Here is a 16229-nt window from a genome sequence, read left to right on the forward strand (position 1 = left end):
GGTTCGGCGAAAAAGAGCGCGGCAAAACAAAGGCCTGGAGATGTGCCCCGACCCAACGTGGTCGGGCGCAGCTCTAGCGCCGCGATCGATCGGCCCGACCGCGCCGTGACCGCGCGGTCGGGCCCATGAGTTCACCCACCCCCGAACGACCGAGCTTCTCGGACGACCGACGACCCGGAGTACCAGTATCGTGTCCACTTCCCCCCTTCTTGCGACCTCATCCACCCCGGCTGCCGCCGACACCCGCACCGTCCTGCTGAACCAGGTGTCGTGGGGCGCGATCTTCGCCGGCGCCGTCACCGCCCTGGTGACCCAGGTCATCCTCAACATGGTCGGCGTCGGCATCGGCTTGTCCAGCGTCGGACCGGTGGCCGCCGACAACCCGGCCGCCTCGACCCTGTCGCTCAGCGCCGGCATCTGGTTCATCGTCTCGGGCATCGTGGCCGCCCTGGCGGGCGGCTTCATCGCCGGGCGTCTGTCGGGCAAGCCCGTCACAGGCGCCGCCGGCCTGCACGGCCTCGTTTCCTGGGCGGTAACCACCCTCGTCGTCCTATATCTTCTCACCTCCGCTGCGGGCGGCCTCATCGGCGGCGCCTTCTCCGGCGTGACCAGCACGCTGGGCGGAGCCGGCTCGCTGGTCGGCGGCACTGTGCAGACCGCGGCCCAGGCCGCTGCCCCGTCGCTGTCGAAGATCACCAACCCGCTCGACGGCATCGAGCAGAGCGTCCGCAACCAGGCCGCAGGCCAGGACCCGCAGGCCGCCAAGGACGCCGCCGTCGCCGCGATCCGCGCCCTGTTCACGGGTGATCCGAGCCAGAAGGCCCAGGCCGAGAACCGTGCCGCCGACGCGTTGGCCAAGGCCCAGGGCATCCCGGTCGACCAGGCCAAGACGCAGATCCAGGACTACCGCAAGCAGTACGAAGAGACCGTCGCCACCGCCAAGCAGAAGGCCGAGGCCGCGGCCGTCGCCGCCAAGTCCGCCGCCACCCAGGGCGCCTTCTACGGTGCGCTCGCCCTGATCCTCGGCGCGCTCGCCGGCTTCTTCGGCGGCCGCCTCGGCGCCCCGAAGCTCCACACCCTCGCCGACAGCTACGGCGCCCGCCGCGCCTGAGCCACTCCCCGGCCGGTCACCCGCGACCGGCCGCCCCCCTACGATCCTCATTCCCGAACCGAAGGAGCATCCCCATGAGCAGCACCACGGACAAGCTGAAGGGCCTCGCCAACGAAGCCGCCGGCAACGTCAAGCAGGCGGCCGGCAAGGTCACGGGCAACGACACGCTGGTCGCCGAGGGCAAGGCCCAGGAACTCAAGGGCGAGGCCCAGCGCACCGTCGGCGAGGCCAAGGACGGCGTCGCCTCGGTGGTCGACACGGTCACCGGCAAGCGCTGACCCCGCAAACGCTGACCCGAAAGGGCGGGCCCCGACCCGATCCGGGGCCCGTCACCTCCATCAATTTCGAACCTGGGAGTATCTCATGAACGGCGACCAGTTCCGCGGCGCGTCCCGCCACCTCACGGGCCGCGCCCAGACCGCGCTCGGTGGGATCACCGGTGATCCCGCCCGTCAGGTGCGCGGCGCCGTCAATCAGGTGGCCGGCGGTGCGCAATACGCCTACGGTCGGGCCCGTGGCAGGGCCGAGGATTTGGCCCAGGATGGCCGAGACATCGCCCATGAGATCCGGGATCGCGCCGGAAATCTCGTCGAGGACGGACGTCACCTCGTCGACGAGGCGCGAGATCGGGCCGGACACCTCATTGCCGATGGCCGCGACCTCGCGCGTCACGCCCGCAAGCGCGGCACGACCTACGGCCGGCAGGCCGTTCGCTACGCCGACAACAACCGAGCCTCCGCCCTGTTCGGCCTCGCCGCCGTCGCTTTCGCGGTCGGATGGCTGTCCCGTTCCAAGCGTTGATCCCTCGTCCTCGGAGACCATCCCATGATCCGCAAGCTCCTGACTGCCTTCCTGCTTCCGAAGGTCATCGCCTATGTCAGCCGCCATTTCGGCGGCCGGTCCGCCGCACCGCCGAACCGTCGGGGCTACTGATCCGGTTTCGGCATTTCCCCATCGTACGTCAGGAGACCACCTCACGATGAAGCTGACCTTCGCCCTCGCCGCCACCTTGGCCGCAACCCTGATCGGGCTTCCGGCCCAGGCCTCCCCGGCCACCGTCTCTCCGATCGAGGCGCTGGTCCGTGGTGACCTGGCGACCGGGTACGTGCAGCACCGTCGCTTCGGTCATCGGCACGGCTGGCGTGGCGGGCGTGGATACGGCCGGGGCTACGGCCATCGTCGTGGCTACGGCTACCGCCGTGGTCCCGGCGTGGGCGCCGCCGTCGGCGCAGGCGTGGCAGGCCTTGCGGCGGGGGCCATCATCGGCGGTGCCATCGCCAACTCGCAGGCCCAGGCCGCCCCGCGTGGGGTCCCGGCCGAGGCCGTCGCGGCCTGCGCCCGCCGTTTCCGCTCTTACGACGCGGCCAGCGGAACCTATCTCGGCAACGACGGCGACCGTCACACCTGCCCCTGATCCATCGATGGGGCCCGGACACGCCCGGAAAATGCCGGCGTCGCTCCGCCCCGGCTCCCGCGGCACTCCTTTCAACGCCGGCTCGGCTCCCATGCCGGGCCGGATTTCCGCGGACTGCCTTCCGCCCCCCACTCCCCACCGACAAGGACGACAGATGAGCAAGGGCTATCCCTCGATGACCGCGCTGCTGGGCCTGTTGGCCGTGGCCGGCTACCAGAACCGCGACAAGCTCGCCGAACTGCTGAAGGGGCACGATGCCCCGTCGGCTCCGTCCCTGAGCCCGAACCACGGCACCGTCCCGCCGATTCCCAACACCAGCGCGAACACAGGCTCCACGGGCGGCCTCGGAAGTCTTCTGGGCGGCCTCGGCACGGCCGGCGTGGGCGGGCTGATCGCCAGCGGCCTGAGTGAACTCGTCGATCACTTCACCAAGGGCGGTCATGGCGAGACCGCGACGTCCTGGGTCAACCAGGGCGCCAACCGCGACATTCCCGAGGCGGATCTGGAACGTGCCATCGGCACGGACACCCTCGACCACCTCACCCAGCAGACCGGGCTGAGCCGCGCCGCGCTCCTGTCCCGCCTCTCGCGCGAGCTGCCCTCGGCCATCGACCGCTACGCCGCCGACGGCCGCAAGCCGGCTTAAGGCCAGACTCGCAGGCCAGACCTACCCGACACGAAGCCACGATGCGGCCGGCGCATGACAGCGCCCGCCGTATACGACGCCGGGCGATGCCGCGCCGGGGTTCGATCCACCGCCTTCCCCGACACCGCGAGACCCTCATGGCCATCGACTACCGCTCGGAACTCCGCCGACCCTTGCCCTTCAGCCTCGCTGTCGTGGCCGCGATCCTGCTGGTCTGGCTCATCGTCGCCTCCATCGCGGGCGCGCGCCAGCGCAGCGCCCGGGACCATCGGATCGAGGATCTGCAGAGCCAGCAGATTGCGCTACGCGCCGATCTCGAGCGACAGGTCTCGACCGCCGGAACCCTGAATGCGCTCCAGGCCAAGATCGCCACCGCCCAGCAGCAGGACCAGCAGGCGAGCCAGGCCGCCGAGCAGGCGAAGTCGCGCGCCGCGGCCCTGACGCAGGAGCAGCAGACGGCTGAGGCCAAGGTGACCGAGGCAAAGAAGACGGCCGAGGCAGAGGCCCGCAAGCTTACCGAGCTGCAGAGCCAGGTCACGCAGGCCGAGGGAAAGCTGACGCCGTTGCGCGAGGCCATCACCACCGCGGAGACATCGGCGGTGGACCGCGCCCGGGATCTCGCCGAGGTCGGTCGCCGTCTCGAGGACGCCCGCGTGCAGGAGGCCAAGCTCCGCGCCGATCTCGCGACCATGACCCAGGAGGCGACGGCCAAGACGGCCGACCTCGCCAAGGCCGAGGAGCGCCAGCAGAATGCCCGCGAGGCCGCCGCCGCCGCGCAGAAGGAACTGGCTGACGCGCGTGCGGCGACCGAGCAGGCCACCAAGCAGCGCACGGAGATCGATCAGGCCGTCGCCGAATTGAGCGCCAACAAGGACAAGCTCACCGCCGAGATCAGCCTCGCCAACCGCGACGCCCAGCAGGCGCGCGAGGCCCTGGCGACTGTCCGCAACGACCTCGCCGAGGTCCAGGCGCAACGCGACCGCGTCGTGTCCGAGCGTGGCCAGGCCGAGCAGGCGTTGCAGAAGCTCTCCGCCGACCGCGATGCCGGCACCGCTGCCATCGACGCGCTGCGCAAGCGCCAGACCGATGCGCAGGGAGAGTTGGCCACGCTCACCGAGACCCTGGCCACCCGCAACAAGGAGGCTGCCTCCATCGACGAGCGCCTGGCCTCCGCCCGGCAGGATCTGAGCGCCGCCCAGGCGAAGCTCGCCGAGACCCGCCAGCAGCTCGCCGCTCCGCCGGCCGTGGCGCCCGGCCAACCCGCCACCAATCAGCCGTCTCGTTGAGGCAACAACGACCCACGCGAGCAACGCTTGCGTGGGTCGCCCATCCGGCCCTGTCCCCTATGAAGATCGCAGCATGACCATCCGTATCTTAGCCCTGACGGGTCTCGCTCTCGTCGGAGCGCTAGCCATGACCCAGCCATCCGCGGCGCAGGAGGGCCCCGAAATGGAGGCCATGCGGGCGAGCTGCGGCGGCGATTACCTGCGACTCTGCGCGGGAATGAAGCCCGGCGGCCCTGAAGTGAAAGCCTGCTTCAAGCGCAATCGCCCGAACCTTTCGGAAGGATGCTCGAGCGCCATCGCGGCTTATGAGCGGTCGCGTGGCCGCTCCTCCGACGACGCCGAAGACTGACACGTAAGACGACAGCCCGTGCCCCGTCTTGCCCGGTGAGAGTGGCGTCGGGGGCGTGCGACACGAAAAACACAGAGAAACGGATCGGATCCATGACCAAGTTCACCAAGGCCATCACCTATGTCGTGGCCGTCGCGGCCCTCGTCACGCTGGTGGTCGTCATCCTCCAATCGACGAGCATGCTCGCAAGCTCGTAGCGGGCGATGGGACGACCAAATATTTCGGAATGGCCTGCGGCATGTAGAATCGCCGCAGGTTCCTGTCGCGAACACGAACGACGACCATAATCGAATAATCGGCGGATGAAGGAACGGTATTGACGCGAACTTGTTTCTTGCTTCCAAGTTTAAGTCGGAGGCATGCATGCGTCGCGTATCATCTGTCCTCTCGATCTTCAGGAAGCGCGCCAATCCTGAACAACCTCCGCAAAAGTCATTACGGTCAAGCTCTCCTGTCGCGCCCCATCCTCTGAGCGAAAGTCTCATCTACCCGATGGGACAAAGCTATAGCTGGGGCGGCCCATCGACGGCGTCACATGGCTTCGCGCCGGCTATAGGCTATGACGGCTATCATGGCGGTAACGGCTACTGATCTTGTGACGAAATAAAATCACGGCGGAGAATGGAACAGTAACCCCGTGACTGTCTAACCGACGGCAAGGTTGAGGGTGCGGTCCGCCGGCGAGAGCCTGACCTGGGAACCCCATCCGAATGGCAGGAAATCCTGCTCGATACCGTCCGCGAACACGACGCCGCCGTCGTTCATCCGCGAGGTGATGAGGAGCCCGGCATCTTTCAACTTGCCGGCGCGCAGCCGCGTGGTGCTGGCGACACTGGGGAAGGGCTCGCGCACCCAATAGCCCACCGCCGCCTCCTCGGTTCCGAGCGGGATGGTGAGATGCGTCGCCTCGGCGATGGAGCGGGCCCATCCGGTGATCCCGGTCCCGGAGGCCACGATGAGCCCGCTGGAGGAATGATCCTCGGCCTCGTCCGCCGTCTCGATCCGGTAGCGTGCGGATTGGTGGCTGCGATGCCCGACGAAGATCTCGTTGAGGGCAAACAGCGTCTCGCCATGGTCGAGGATTGCCCGGACCATGGTGCGACGCTCGATCGTCGCCGCACCGTTCACGCTGGCGGGGAGGAGAGCGCCCAACCGCTCGACGGCGATGCGGGCGAGGATACCGTCATAGAGGTCCGGCGCCGGGTTGATGCCGATGACGGGCTGCGCTCCGAGATACTTCGCCACATTCGCCACCAGCCCATCCTGCCCCACGGCGACGATCACGTCGTCGGGTGCGAACAGGAAACGGTCGAGATCGGCCCGCCGGACCAGGGCTTGGCGCCATTCGTCCGGAACCGAGGCCCGCGCCTGGGCGAGCACGGCGTGGAAACGCTCGTGGCGCTCCACCACGTCCTCGAGCTTCTGCCCACGGCTCTCGAGGAAGAAGCGCGCCTGACCGCTCGTGGCGTGCCGGGCGATCAGGGCCTCGTAATCCGTCTCGCGGATGACGAAGACCGCGCGGTGGGTGAGGGCGGCCATGCCTAGCGCGCCCCCACCATCGGACGGGGCTTGTGAAACTCGCCCATCACGGCGGCGAGGAGGTCGGGCGTCACGCTGACATGCTCGATCGTGTCGAGCTTGCCCGCCAGTTCCTGCGCGGCGAGGCCGAGCAGAACCGCGGGCGGCAGGTCGCGGTAGATCGCGACGCGCTGCGCCTCGGCCAGGACCCTGGCCCCCTCGACGAGGCGGATGCGCTCCGCTTCCGCCATCGCCTCGACGCCTTGCGCCTCGGCGAGACCGGCGGCGCGGCTTCGCGCGTTCTCGGCCTCCTCGGAGATGAGGAGCTTCTCCCGACGCGCCAGTTCCGTGCGCGTGGCGAGTTCGTTCTCGGCGATGGCGCGCTCCTTCTCCACGGCGAGCGCCCGACGGGAGAAGGTCGCCTCGTCGGCCTTCTGCTGAAGCGCTTCGAAGGTCGGGGTCTGCAGGGCGCGTTCGAGCTCGCTCGTCGGCGCGAGGTTGGTAAGCCGCACCGACACCGCCGAGACGCCGATCTCGGCCAGGGACTGGTCCCCCGCCAGAACGGTCTCCAGTCCTCCGCGCAGGGGCTCGGGGCCGGCATCCAGGATGGCGCGCACCGGCTTGCCACCGAGATATTGCAGCACCGCCTGACTGGCGATGCCGGCGATGCGGGCCTCGATCTTCTCGATCGGCTCACCCTGGAGCTTTCCGTTGCGAAGGCCGATGGAGAAATCGATGCGGTTCGCCAACCGCTCGGGATCGACCACGTGCCAGCCGATCGTCCCCTGCACGGCGACGGCCTGGAAATCCTGGCTGCGGCCCCGCACGAACAACGTCATCTCGCGGTCGTCCATCGGCACTTCGGCGATGCTCGACGTCTCGGGGCGGAACCAGAACACGAGGCCCCGGCCGCTCTGCCGGATGCGTCCCTTGCGGTAGCGGATGACGTGGCTGCTCGCCTCGCTCCTCAGCTGCGCGACCAGGCCGATATTGCGGATCGTCGCCATGGAAATCCTCCTGTGCGTTCAGCGAGATGGTTGAAATCGGTAGAGTTCGGCCGGCCGGAACGACGTTCCGGCCTCACGCAATCCGGTCGGCGCCAGCCAGCCCCGGTCGAGCATTCTGCGTCGGAAAGCCGGCTTGTTGAGCGTGGTGCCGAGCACCGCCTCGTGCACGTCCTGCAACTGGCGCAGGGTGAAGTGCTCGGGCAGGAGGGCAAAGCCCACATCCGAATAGTCGAGCTTGCCGCGCAACCGCAGGATCGCCATGGCCAGGATGGCGGCATGGTCGAAGGCGAGGGGAAGCGTCTCTCCCTTCGGCGACAGGGCCGTCACCTCTCCGCCCGTCTCGCCCGGCCACGGCACCGCGATGGTGGCCGGCATGAGGGCCGCCGAGCGCTCCAGCGCCTCGGCGAAGTCAGCCTCCGGCAGAAGAGCCAGATAGGCGACGCTGATGATCCGCATCCGCGGATCGCGGTCGAGGGCGCCGAATGTGTAGAGCTGCTCCAGATGCGCCCTGGCGATGCCGGCCTTCTCCTGCAGGACATGCAGGGCCGCCGCATCGAGGGTCTGGTCGATGCCGACGAAGCCGCCGGGCAGCGCCCAGCGGCCGGCATGCGGAAGCTGGTCCCGCTTCAGCAGCAGCGCCGCGAGCCGGCCCGCGCGCAGTCCCAGCAGGACGAGATCGACGGCGAGGGCAGGGCGCTCGTAGGCGGCGGGATCATACTCCGCCAGGAACTCGGCTTCGGTCACGGGATAGCCTTATATGCTCGATGCATCTTAGTTAGATGCATCGAGCATATAAGGCAAGAGCTGCGTCGCCGGGGTCCAGGGTTCCGGCCTCGTCCGGCGACTGCGTCCGGAAAAGGAATCGGCCACAGAGCTTCCGTCGCCCCAGGCACGAAAAAACCGGCCGTCACCTGAGGTGCGACGGCCGGTTCTTCGGGCCGGAATGGATCGATGCTACAGGTGCGACGGGGTCAGTTCGGCAGCTTGTCGTCGATGCCCTTCACATACCAGTTCATGCCGAGGATCATCGGGTCGGGGGCGGTCTCGCCCTCCTTCACGGCGACGCTGCCATCCTGTTTCAGGACCGGCCCCTTGAAGGGATGGAGCGTACCGTCGGCGATCGCCTTCTTGGAGGCCTCGGCCTTGGCTTTCACGTCGTCGGGCATGTTGGCGAAGGGCGCCAGCACCACCATGCCCTCCTTGATCCCGCCCCAGGTGTCGTGGCTCTTCCAGGTGCCGTCCAGAACGGCCTTGGCCTCGCCGATCACGTAGCCATCCCAATCGTCGACGATGGAGGTGAGCTGAGCCTTCGGGGCGAAGCGCATCTGGTCGGAGGACTGGCCGAAGGCGAACTTGCCCTGCTTCTCCGCCTCCTGCAGCGGAGCGGCGGAATCGGTGTGCTGGGACAGGATGTCGGCCCCCTGCGCCAGCAAGGCCTTGGCCGCCTCGGCCTCCTTGCCCGGATCGAACCAGGTGTTCACCCAGACGATCTTGAGCTTGATGTTGGGGTTCACCGATTGCGCGCGGAGCATGAAGGCATTGATGCCGCTCACCACCTCGGGGATCGGGAACGAGGCGATGTAGCCCACCGTGCCGGTCTTGGAGAGCCTGCCGGCGATCTCGCCGCAGATGTAGCGGCCCTCGTAGAACCGTGCCGAATAGGTCGAGACGTTGGCCGAGCGCTTGTAGCCGGTGGCATGCTCGAACTTCACCTTCGGGAATTTCTTGGCCACCTTCAGGGTGGGCTCCATGAAGCCGAAGGAGGTGGTGAAGATCAGCTGATGGCCCGAGCGCGCCAGGCTCTCGATGGAGCGTTCGCTGTCCGCCTCGGGCACGTTCTCGAGGAAGCTCGTCTCGACCTTGTCCGGCATCGCTGCCAGCAACGCCTTGCAGCTCTGGTCGTGCTGAAACGAGTAGCCGAAATCGGCCACCGGCCCGACATAGATGAAGCCGACCTTCAGCTTGCCCGCCGGCTTCTCCTGCGCCTGGGCCGCACCGAGCCCCAGCGTGAGCGCCACAGCGACGGCGACCCCCTTGATCATCCCCATATCACCGTCGTCCTCTTCGAAAAGCGCCGTTCAGCGGAACGGCGTGAACACGCGGCCGAGCGAGGCCGGGGCCACCGAGCCACCCTGTCGTCGCCCGAGGGAGAGCAAGACGAGGGCCAGGATGGTGGCGAGATAGGGCAGGGCCGAGAGGGCCTGACCGGGCAGCCCGAGCCCCGCCGCCTGGGCGTGAAGCTGCAGCACCGTGGCTCCGCCGAACAGCATCGCGCCGGCCATCACCCGCAGCGGGCGCCAGGAGGCGAAGACGACGAGGGCGAGGGCGATCCAGCCGCGGCCGGCAGTCATGGCGGGAGCCCAGAACGGCGTGTAGGCGAGGGAGAGATAGGCGCCGGCGAGACCGGCGCATGCGCCCCCGAACAGCACCGCGAGAAACCGGACCTTGCGCACCTTGAGGCCGAGCGCGTGGGTGGAGGTGTGGTCGTCGCCGATGGCGCGGAGCGCGAGACCGGCCCTGGTCCGCCACAGGAACCATGCGATTCCGGCAACGAGGGCGAAGCCGGCATAGACGAACGCATCCTGTCCGAAGAACAGCCGGCCGAGGCCGGGAAGGTCGGTGAGGCCGGGAATGGCGAGATGCGGCGCCGATTCCCGCTTCATGCCGACATAGGAGGCGCCGACCAGTCCCGAGAGGCCGAGGCCGAGGATCGTCATGGCGAGCCCGGACGCGATCTGGTTGGCGGCGAGCACCACGGTGAGGATCCCGAACAGAGCCGACAAGGCGAGGCCCGCCCCCGCCCCCGCCACCGCTCCGGCCAATGTCGAGCCCGTCTCCACGGCCACCGCGAAGCCTGTTGCGGCGCCGAGCACCATCATGCCTTCGACGCCGAGATTGAGCACGCCGGACCGCTCGACCACGAGTTCGCCGAGCGCCGCGATCATCAGCGGTGTCGCGGCGGCGACGATGGTGACGAGCACCATCTGCAGGACGTCGAGAGTCATGGTGCGAGCTTCCTTCGACGCGCCGTCCGTCCAGCCGCCTTGCGGGTCGTCTCTCGCCGAGGAGCGCACAGACGGATCATGCGCGCGGGCCGGGCCGACAGGGGTGTCACGCCCGTCACGTCGCCGTCCCCGGCACGAAACGGACGCGGTAGCGCGACAGGGCGTCCGCCCCGAGCACGAGGGCGAGCAGCAATCCCTGGAAGGCGCGGGTGAGGTCGAGGGGCAGCTTGAGGTCGATCTGCGCGCCCTCGCCGCCGATGGTCGTGAGTGCGATCACCAGGGCCGCCACCAGGATTCCCACCGGGGAGAGCCGTCCGAGGAAGGCGACGATGATGGCGGTGAAACCGTAGCCCGGCGAGATCGACGGCTGGAGCTGGCCGATCTTGCCCGCCACCTCGGCGATCCCGGCGAGCCCCGCCGCACCGCCCGAGACCGCGAAGACCGCGAGCGTCAGGCGGACATCGCTGAACCCAGCGAAACAGGCGGCGCGCGGGCTCGCCCCCACCACCCGGACCTCGAAGCCGAACAAGGTCCGCGCCAGCACGATGGCGGCGATGATCACCGCCGCCAGGGCGATGAGGACGCCGGCATGGAGCGTGTCCCCCTCCATCAGGTAGGGGAGGCGGGCCGCGTCGTCGAAGGTGACGCTCTGGGGAAAGTTGTAGCCCGCCGGATCGCGCAAGGGTCCACGCGCCATGTAGTCCAGCAGCAATTCGGCGCCATAGACCAGCATCAGGCTCGTCAGGATCTCGGAGACGCCGAGCCAGACCTTGAGCAAAGCCGGGATCAGCGCATAGGCGATGCCGGCCAGCGTGCCCACGACGAGCATCAGCGGTAGGACCCAGAGGGTGTTCCCCTCCGCCCCGTGCGTCGCCACGGCGATCCAGCCGCCGAACAGGCCACCGACGACGAACTGGCCCTCGGCGCCGATATTCCAGACATTGGCGCGGAAGCAGAAGGCGAGGCCGATGGCGATGAGGGCGAGGGGCGCGGCCTTCAGCGCCACCTCCTGCAGGGACCACACCTCGCTCAACGGCGCGACGAAATAGGTGACGAAGGCAGCGGCCGGCGAACGGCCCATGGCAGCGACCACGATGCCGCCGATGGCGACGGCGACGACGAAGGCCAGAATCGGCGCGAGGCCGTCCATGAGGGGGGAGCGGTTGGTGCGCGGCGACAGGTCAATGCGCATGGGCCACCACCTCCTTCGCCGCTGACGGCGGCGTCGATTCGATGCCTCAGCCGCCCATCAGCAGCCCCACCGCCTCGCGGCTCGTCTCGCTCGCGGGCACCGCCCGCGATAGCGTCCCGTCACGCAGGACCGCGATGCGGCCCGCGATCTCGAACAGTTCGTCGAGATCCTGGCTGATGACCAGCAGGGCGGCCCCGCGCCCGGCGAGATCGAGCAGGGCCTGCCGGATATGCGCGGCGGCGAGCGCATCGACGCCCCAGGTCGGCTGGTTGACGACGAGGATCCCCGGCTCGGCCATGATCTCCCGCCCCATCAGGAATTTCTGCAGGTTGCCGCCGGAGAGCGTGCCGGCGGCGGGGTCCGGCCCGGCCTTGCGCACGTCGAAGGCGGCGATCACGCGTTGCGCCAAGGCCTTGGCCGCGGCGTTGCGGAGGAAACCGAAGCGGCTGAGGCCGGCAGTGGCGTGGCGCGAGAGGAGGGCGTTGTCGGACAGGCTCAGGGTCGGGGCGGCCGCGTGGCCGTTGCGCTCCTCCGGCACGAAGCAGGCCCCGTGGCGGCGTCGCTCGGTGATGCCGAGGCGCCCGGCCGGAACGCCGTCGAACGTCACCATGCCGGCCTCGGGTGCCGAAGCCTCGCCGGACAGCGCATCGAACAACTCGGCCTGTCCGTTGCCGGCGATGCCCGCGATGCCGACGATCTCCCCGCCCGAGACCGTGAGCGAGATGTCGCTCAGCGCCGTGCCGTGCAGGCCCGACGTCGCCAGCGAGAGATTGGAGAGGACGAGCCGCGCCGCGCCGAGCGGGATGCCGGAGGGCGGCTTCACCTCGCCGACCTGGACGCCCACCATCATCGCCGCCAGCGACCGGGCGCTCTCCTGGCGCGGGTCGCAGGCGCCCACGACCTTGCCGCCACGCAGGATGGTGGCGCGGGAGCAGAGCCGGCGCACCTCGTCGAGGCGGTGCGAGATATAGAGCAGCGCCCGGCCCTCGTCGCGCAGTCGCTCCAGCACCGTGAACAGGCCTTCCGCCTCACCCGGCGTCAGCACCGATGTCGGCTCGTCGAGGATGACGAGGCGCGGGTCCTGCAGCAGGCAGCGGATGATCTCGATGCGCTGGCGCTCGCCGGCAGAGAGCGACCAGACCGGGCGATGCGGATCGAGATGCAGGCCGTAGGTGGCGCCCACCGTGGACATCTTTTCCCTGAGCGCCTTCGGGCTCATGTCGGGCGGCATCACCAGGGCGATGTTCTCCGCCACGGTGAGGTTCTCGCAGAGTGAGAAGTGCTGGAACACCATGCCGATGCCGAGCGCCCGCGCGGCTTCGGGGTTGGCGAGCTTCACGATGTCGCCGCGATGAGTCACGACCCCTTCGGTGGGTTCCAGAAGCCCGTAGAGGATCTTCATGAGCGTCGACTTGCCGGCCCCGTTCTCGCCGAGCAGGGCGTGGATCTCCCCGGCACGGATTTCGAGATCGACGCCGTCATTGGCCGTGAAGTCGCCGAAGCGCTTGACGATGCCGTAGGCACCGAATAGCGGCGTCGCGCCAATTTGGCCGGCAAGAGCCGGGGTAGCGGGAGCCGGGGGAGCGGGGGTAGCGGGAGCCGGGCTCGGGGTCGCATCCGTCATGAGGGCTGGGTTCCCCGATTCCGTGGCGAGGCCATCGGACCACGCCGCCATTGCGGGGCGCGGCGCAGGATCGGGCGAGCACGCAGCCCACCCGCCTTCCTGCCCGCGGCCGCCGTCACGATCCGCTCCGCAGCGCGTGGGCGAGGCGGGTATGGGCCTCGCGCAGCTGCCCGGTCTCGATGCCCAACGGCTGCCCGTCCACCACCCGCCAGCTCCCCGCCACCATGACCCGGTCGGCCCTGTGGGCGCCGCACAGGACCAGCGCCGCCAACGGGTCGTGGGCGCCGGAGAAGCGGAGTTCGTCGAGGGTGAACAGGGCGAGATCGGCCTCGCGGCCCTCCTCGATCCGGCCGATATCCCTTCGGCCGAGGCAGGCGGCCGAGCCCTCCGTCGCCCAGCGCAGGGCGTCGAGATGGGTGACGCGCTCAGCGCCGTAGGTCAGGCGGTTGAGCATCAGGGCGTGGCGGACGCCTTCCATCAGGTTGGAATTGTCGTTCGAGGCCGACCCGTCGACGCCGAGCCCCACCGGCGAGCCGGCGGCCTCCAGCTCGCAGGTCCGGCACTGGCCGGAGGCGAGCGTCATATTCGAGGTCGGGCAATGGCACACGCCGACGCCGGCCCTGCCGAGACGGACCACCTCCTCGTCGTTGAAATGGATGCCGTGGGCGAGCCAGGTCCGGCTCTGCATCCAGCCAATCTCCTCGATGTAATCCACCGGGCGCTGGCCGAAGACGTCGAGACAGTATGTGTTCTCGTCCAGGGTCTCGCCGAGATGGGTGTGCAGGCGGCAATCGTAGCGCTCGGCGAGCGCCGCGCTCTCGCGCATCACGCGCTTGGTCACGCTGAAGGGCGAGCAGGGCGCCAGCCCGATCTGCACCATGGCCCCCGGCTTCGGATCGTGGAACAGGCGCAGCACGCGCTCGCTATCGGCCAGGATCGTATCGTCGTCCTGCGTCAGGCATTCGGGCGGCAGGCCGCCGTCGCGCACCGACAGGCTCATGGAACCACGGGTGACGAAGGCGCGGATGCCGATCGGGCCCGCTTCCTCGACCTGGATGTCGACGGCGGATTCGAGGCCCTTGGGAAAGAGGTAGTGGTGGTCGCCCGCCGTGGTGCAGCCCGAGAGCAGGAGCTCGGTATAGGCGAGCCGGGTCGCGAGGCGGAACGCGTCGGGGGTGATCTTGTCCCACACCGTGTAGAGGGCCTGCAGCCACGGGAACAACGGCTTGTTCAACGCCACCGGATGGGCGCGCGTCAGCGTCTGGAAGAAATGGTGATGCGTGTTCACGAGCCCGGGAATGACGACGTGGCGGCTCGCGTCGAAGGTCTCGTCCACGGCTCGCGAAGGCTGCGCTCCCGCCGCGATCCGCTCGACGATCCGCGTTCCCTCGACGACGATGCCCCCGCCCGCATCCTCCGCGAGGATCGCCAGCGGATTGCGGATCCAGACCCGCCTCGGTGTGCCCGCTTCTGCCATCGTGCCCGTCAGTCCCTTCGCCGGAGGAAGGACGGAGCGTTGCCCCGGCCTCGTCACGCCTTGGTGTGAGGTGGACGGACGCGTCCTTCCAGAAGCGCTCCCCGCCGGACGCGAACCTTCCCGACCGGCGCGTTCCTAGGAAAACCTTGCTTCAGAAGACGTGGAACGAGACGCCGGCGAGGAAGCTCTTCTCTTCCGTGCCCTTGAACGTCGCCGTTTCCTGAGCGCCGAACTTGTTCAGCCAGTACTGAAAGCCGATGAAGACATCGACCTTGTTGGGTGTGTCGTAGACGAGCTTGCCGAGGTCGAGGACGAGATTGGTGCGGGAGAGGAATTCGAGACCGGTCTTCGCGTTGAAGGCGAACGCGGTCACGTCGGTGACGCCGCGCCCCTTGGGCAGCACGATGTTGTTGAAGCCCGCGATGCTGAGCGGCAGGCCGGTGAAGCTCAGGGGCAGGCTGTAGACGATTTCGAATTCGGGGACCGTGTCGAAGCTGACGTCGCGGTTGGGATAGGTGTTGAACCCGTTCCGGTTCCACTCTTTGTAGGCATGGACGGACGCGTTGATGAACCCGGCCGGCACGTCGAAGGCGAAGTTCAGTCCGCCGACCACGTCGCGCTTGCGCGGGCCGAAGGCCGTATTCTTGGCATTGGCGTCGAAACCATAGGACAGGGAGATGTCCTTGATGATGCCCGGCACCGCGAAGGCCTTCGTGCCGGTGAGCGCATTGAGGCTGAGCGTACCGCGATAGAGGCCGTAGGCTTCCGTGGCGCCATAATCGTATTGCGCGAAGCCTCCCGGCGCGTTGGTGGTGCCGCCGGGGTCCTGCGAGGCGGATTTCAGGATGTCCAGCGTGAAGAAGTTGGTGCCGTAGGCCCAGGCATTGGCATGGGAGATATTGTAGATGTGCTTCGGGATACCGCGCGTGCTGAACGAGCCGTCGGAATTCTGAACCTGCACGCCGGGCTCGGACGACGGAAACTGATAACGGTAGCTGAACTGCGTATCCGAGAAGAGGAAGAACGATCCGGGCGCATCGGGGAGCGGTGCGGGTGCGGGAGCCTTCACGAGGTCGGCGGCGAAAACGGGCGCCGTCACCAGCAACGAGACCACGGCCGCCATCAGCGCTTTCGGGATGCCCGACATGTTCAATCCCTCTTCCGAGCATCGCGCTCATGGGGATCGAAGGCTGCAACCCATATGCCAGGACACGCGAGCCGGAGAGGATGTGCGAATTGGCGACCCGATATGTGCAAATATGCAACAAAAGCGCCGAGGGTACGAGTCGACAACAAATACAGGGGGCCACCGTCCGACCGGCAGTCAATGCACATATATCGATTCGAACTTGATAGTTTAACAATTCCTCTTCGCCGGCAAGTCATTGACGATCATGAGGCCCGACCCAACTGGCATCGTTAAAAACGATATGAAAAATTCCGGTACTTTCAAGCGCGACCCGGAAGGCATGGTCTCCCGAATCGACGGCTATAGTGGTCGTCCTGGGGAATGTTGCAGCACCAAGCCGGTCTCGATAAGTCTGCTTCTCGCAACACCATGCATTCACGGCACGAGAAACTGCGCTAGGGTACGACCGCG

The 16229-nt window shown here is 68.1% G+C and carries 16 protein-coding genes; 7 read left to right on the forward strand and 9 right to left on the reverse strand.

The genetic code is table 11. The features are described from left to right. The first annotated feature begins 190 nt into the window (after positions 1-190). From ACYQOP_RS16210 to ACYQOP_RS16240, 7 genes are all read left to right on the forward strand, one after another. The gene (locus tag ACYQOP_RS16210) at positions 191-1111 is read left to right on the forward strand and encodes a PhnA-like protein (protein WP_207411831.1); all 921 of its coding nucleotides are present in this window, start codon (positions 191-193) and stop codon (positions 1109-1111) included. Between the two features lie 74 nt (positions 1112-1185). Then, positions 1186-1389: a CsbD family protein gene (locus ACYQOP_RS16215; RefSeq protein ID WP_056429224.1), complete on the forward strand. Its 204-nt coding sequence runs from the start codon at positions 1186-1188 to the stop codon at positions 1387-1389. 85 nt (positions 1390-1474) lie between these two features. After that, the gene (locus ACYQOP_RS16220; RefSeq protein ID WP_311273920.1) at positions 1475-1912 is read left to right on the forward strand and encodes a CsbD family protein; all 438 of its coding nucleotides are present in this window, start codon (positions 1475-1477) and stop codon (positions 1910-1912) included. A gap of 178 nt (positions 1913-2090) precedes the next feature. Next, on the forward strand, positions 2091-2525 hold the full coding sequence (locus ACYQOP_RS16225; protein WP_207411829.1) for a BA14K family protein: 435 nt from the start codon (positions 2091-2093) through the stop codon (positions 2523-2525). 154 nt (positions 2526-2679) lie between these two features. Beyond that, on the forward strand, positions 2680-3171 hold the full coding sequence (locus ACYQOP_RS16230) for a YidB family protein (RefSeq protein ID WP_056425030.1): 492 nt from the start codon (positions 2680-2682) through the stop codon (positions 3169-3171). Positions 3172-3308: 137 nt separating this feature from the next. Beyond that, positions 3309-4457, forward strand: coding sequence for a chromosome partitioning protein ParA (locus ACYQOP_RS16235; protein WP_461223040.1), 1149 nt, complete (start codon positions 3309-3311; stop codon positions 4455-4457). Between the two features lie 73 nt (positions 4458-4530). After that, positions 4531-4806 carry a hypothetical protein gene (locus ACYQOP_RS16240; protein ID WP_461223041.1) on the forward strand — a complete coding sequence of 92 codons (276 nt, stop codon included), beginning with the start codon at positions 4531-4533 and terminating at the stop codon, positions 4804-4806. A gap of 645 nt (positions 4807-5451) precedes the next feature. On the opposite strand, the gene ACYQOP_RS16245 is transcribed toward ACYQOP_RS16240, so the two are convergent. The 9 genes from ACYQOP_RS16245 to ACYQOP_RS16285 all read right to left on the reverse strand — a co-directional run bounded on the left by ACYQOP_RS16245 (position 5452) and on the right by ACYQOP_RS16285 (position 15752). After that, positions 5452-6345 (reverse strand): NAD(+)/NADH kinase, encoded by an 894-nt coding sequence (locus ACYQOP_RS16245; RefSeq protein WP_461223042.1) that lies wholly within the window; start codon positions 6343-6345, stop codon positions 5452-5454. A gap of 2 nt (positions 6346-6347) precedes the next feature. Then, positions 6348-7331: an SPFH domain-containing protein gene (locus ACYQOP_RS16250; protein ID WP_461223043.1), complete on the reverse strand. Its 984-nt coding sequence runs from the start codon at positions 7329-7331 to the stop codon at positions 6348-6350. A gap of 18 nt (positions 7332-7349) precedes the next feature. Beyond that, entirely contained in the window at positions 7350-8075 is a 726-nt protein-coding gene (locus ACYQOP_RS16255) for an NUDIX hydrolase (protein WP_461223044.1), read from the reverse strand. 227 nt (positions 8076-8302) lie between these two features. Beyond that, complete coding sequence (locus tag ACYQOP_RS16260; protein ID WP_461223045.1) at positions 8303-9379, reverse strand: BMP family ABC transporter substrate-binding protein; 1077 nt, start codon at positions 9377-9379, stop codon at positions 8303-8305. 30 nt (positions 9380-9409) lie between these two features. Next, entirely contained in the window at positions 9410-10336 is a 927-nt protein-coding gene (locus ACYQOP_RS16265) for an ABC transporter permease (protein ID WP_461223046.1), read from the reverse strand. A gap of 115 nt (positions 10337-10451) precedes the next feature. Continuing rightward, on the reverse strand, positions 10452-11528 hold the full coding sequence (locus tag ACYQOP_RS16270) for an ABC transporter permease (RefSeq protein ID WP_461223047.1): 1077 nt from the start codon (positions 11526-11528) through the stop codon (positions 10452-10454). A gap of 46 nt (positions 11529-11574) precedes the next feature. Further along, positions 11575-13152, reverse strand: coding sequence for an ABC transporter ATP-binding protein (locus tag ACYQOP_RS16275; RefSeq protein WP_461223048.1), 1578 nt, complete (start codon positions 13150-13152; stop codon positions 11575-11577). 115 nt (positions 13153-13267) lie between these two features. Next, on the reverse strand, positions 13268-14629 hold the full coding sequence (locus ACYQOP_RS16280; protein ID WP_461223049.1) for an 8-oxoguanine deaminase: 1362 nt from the start codon (positions 14627-14629) through the stop codon (positions 13268-13270). A 151-nt stretch (positions 14630-14780) separates the two neighbouring features. Next, a complete protein-coding gene (locus ACYQOP_RS16285; RefSeq protein ID WP_461225349.1) occupies positions 14781-15752 on the reverse strand; it encodes a hypothetical protein in 972 nt (323 codons plus the stop codon). Positions 15753-16229 lie beyond the last annotated feature (477 nt).

This window comes from Methylobacterium sp. CM6247 (genome assembly GCF_054817925.1).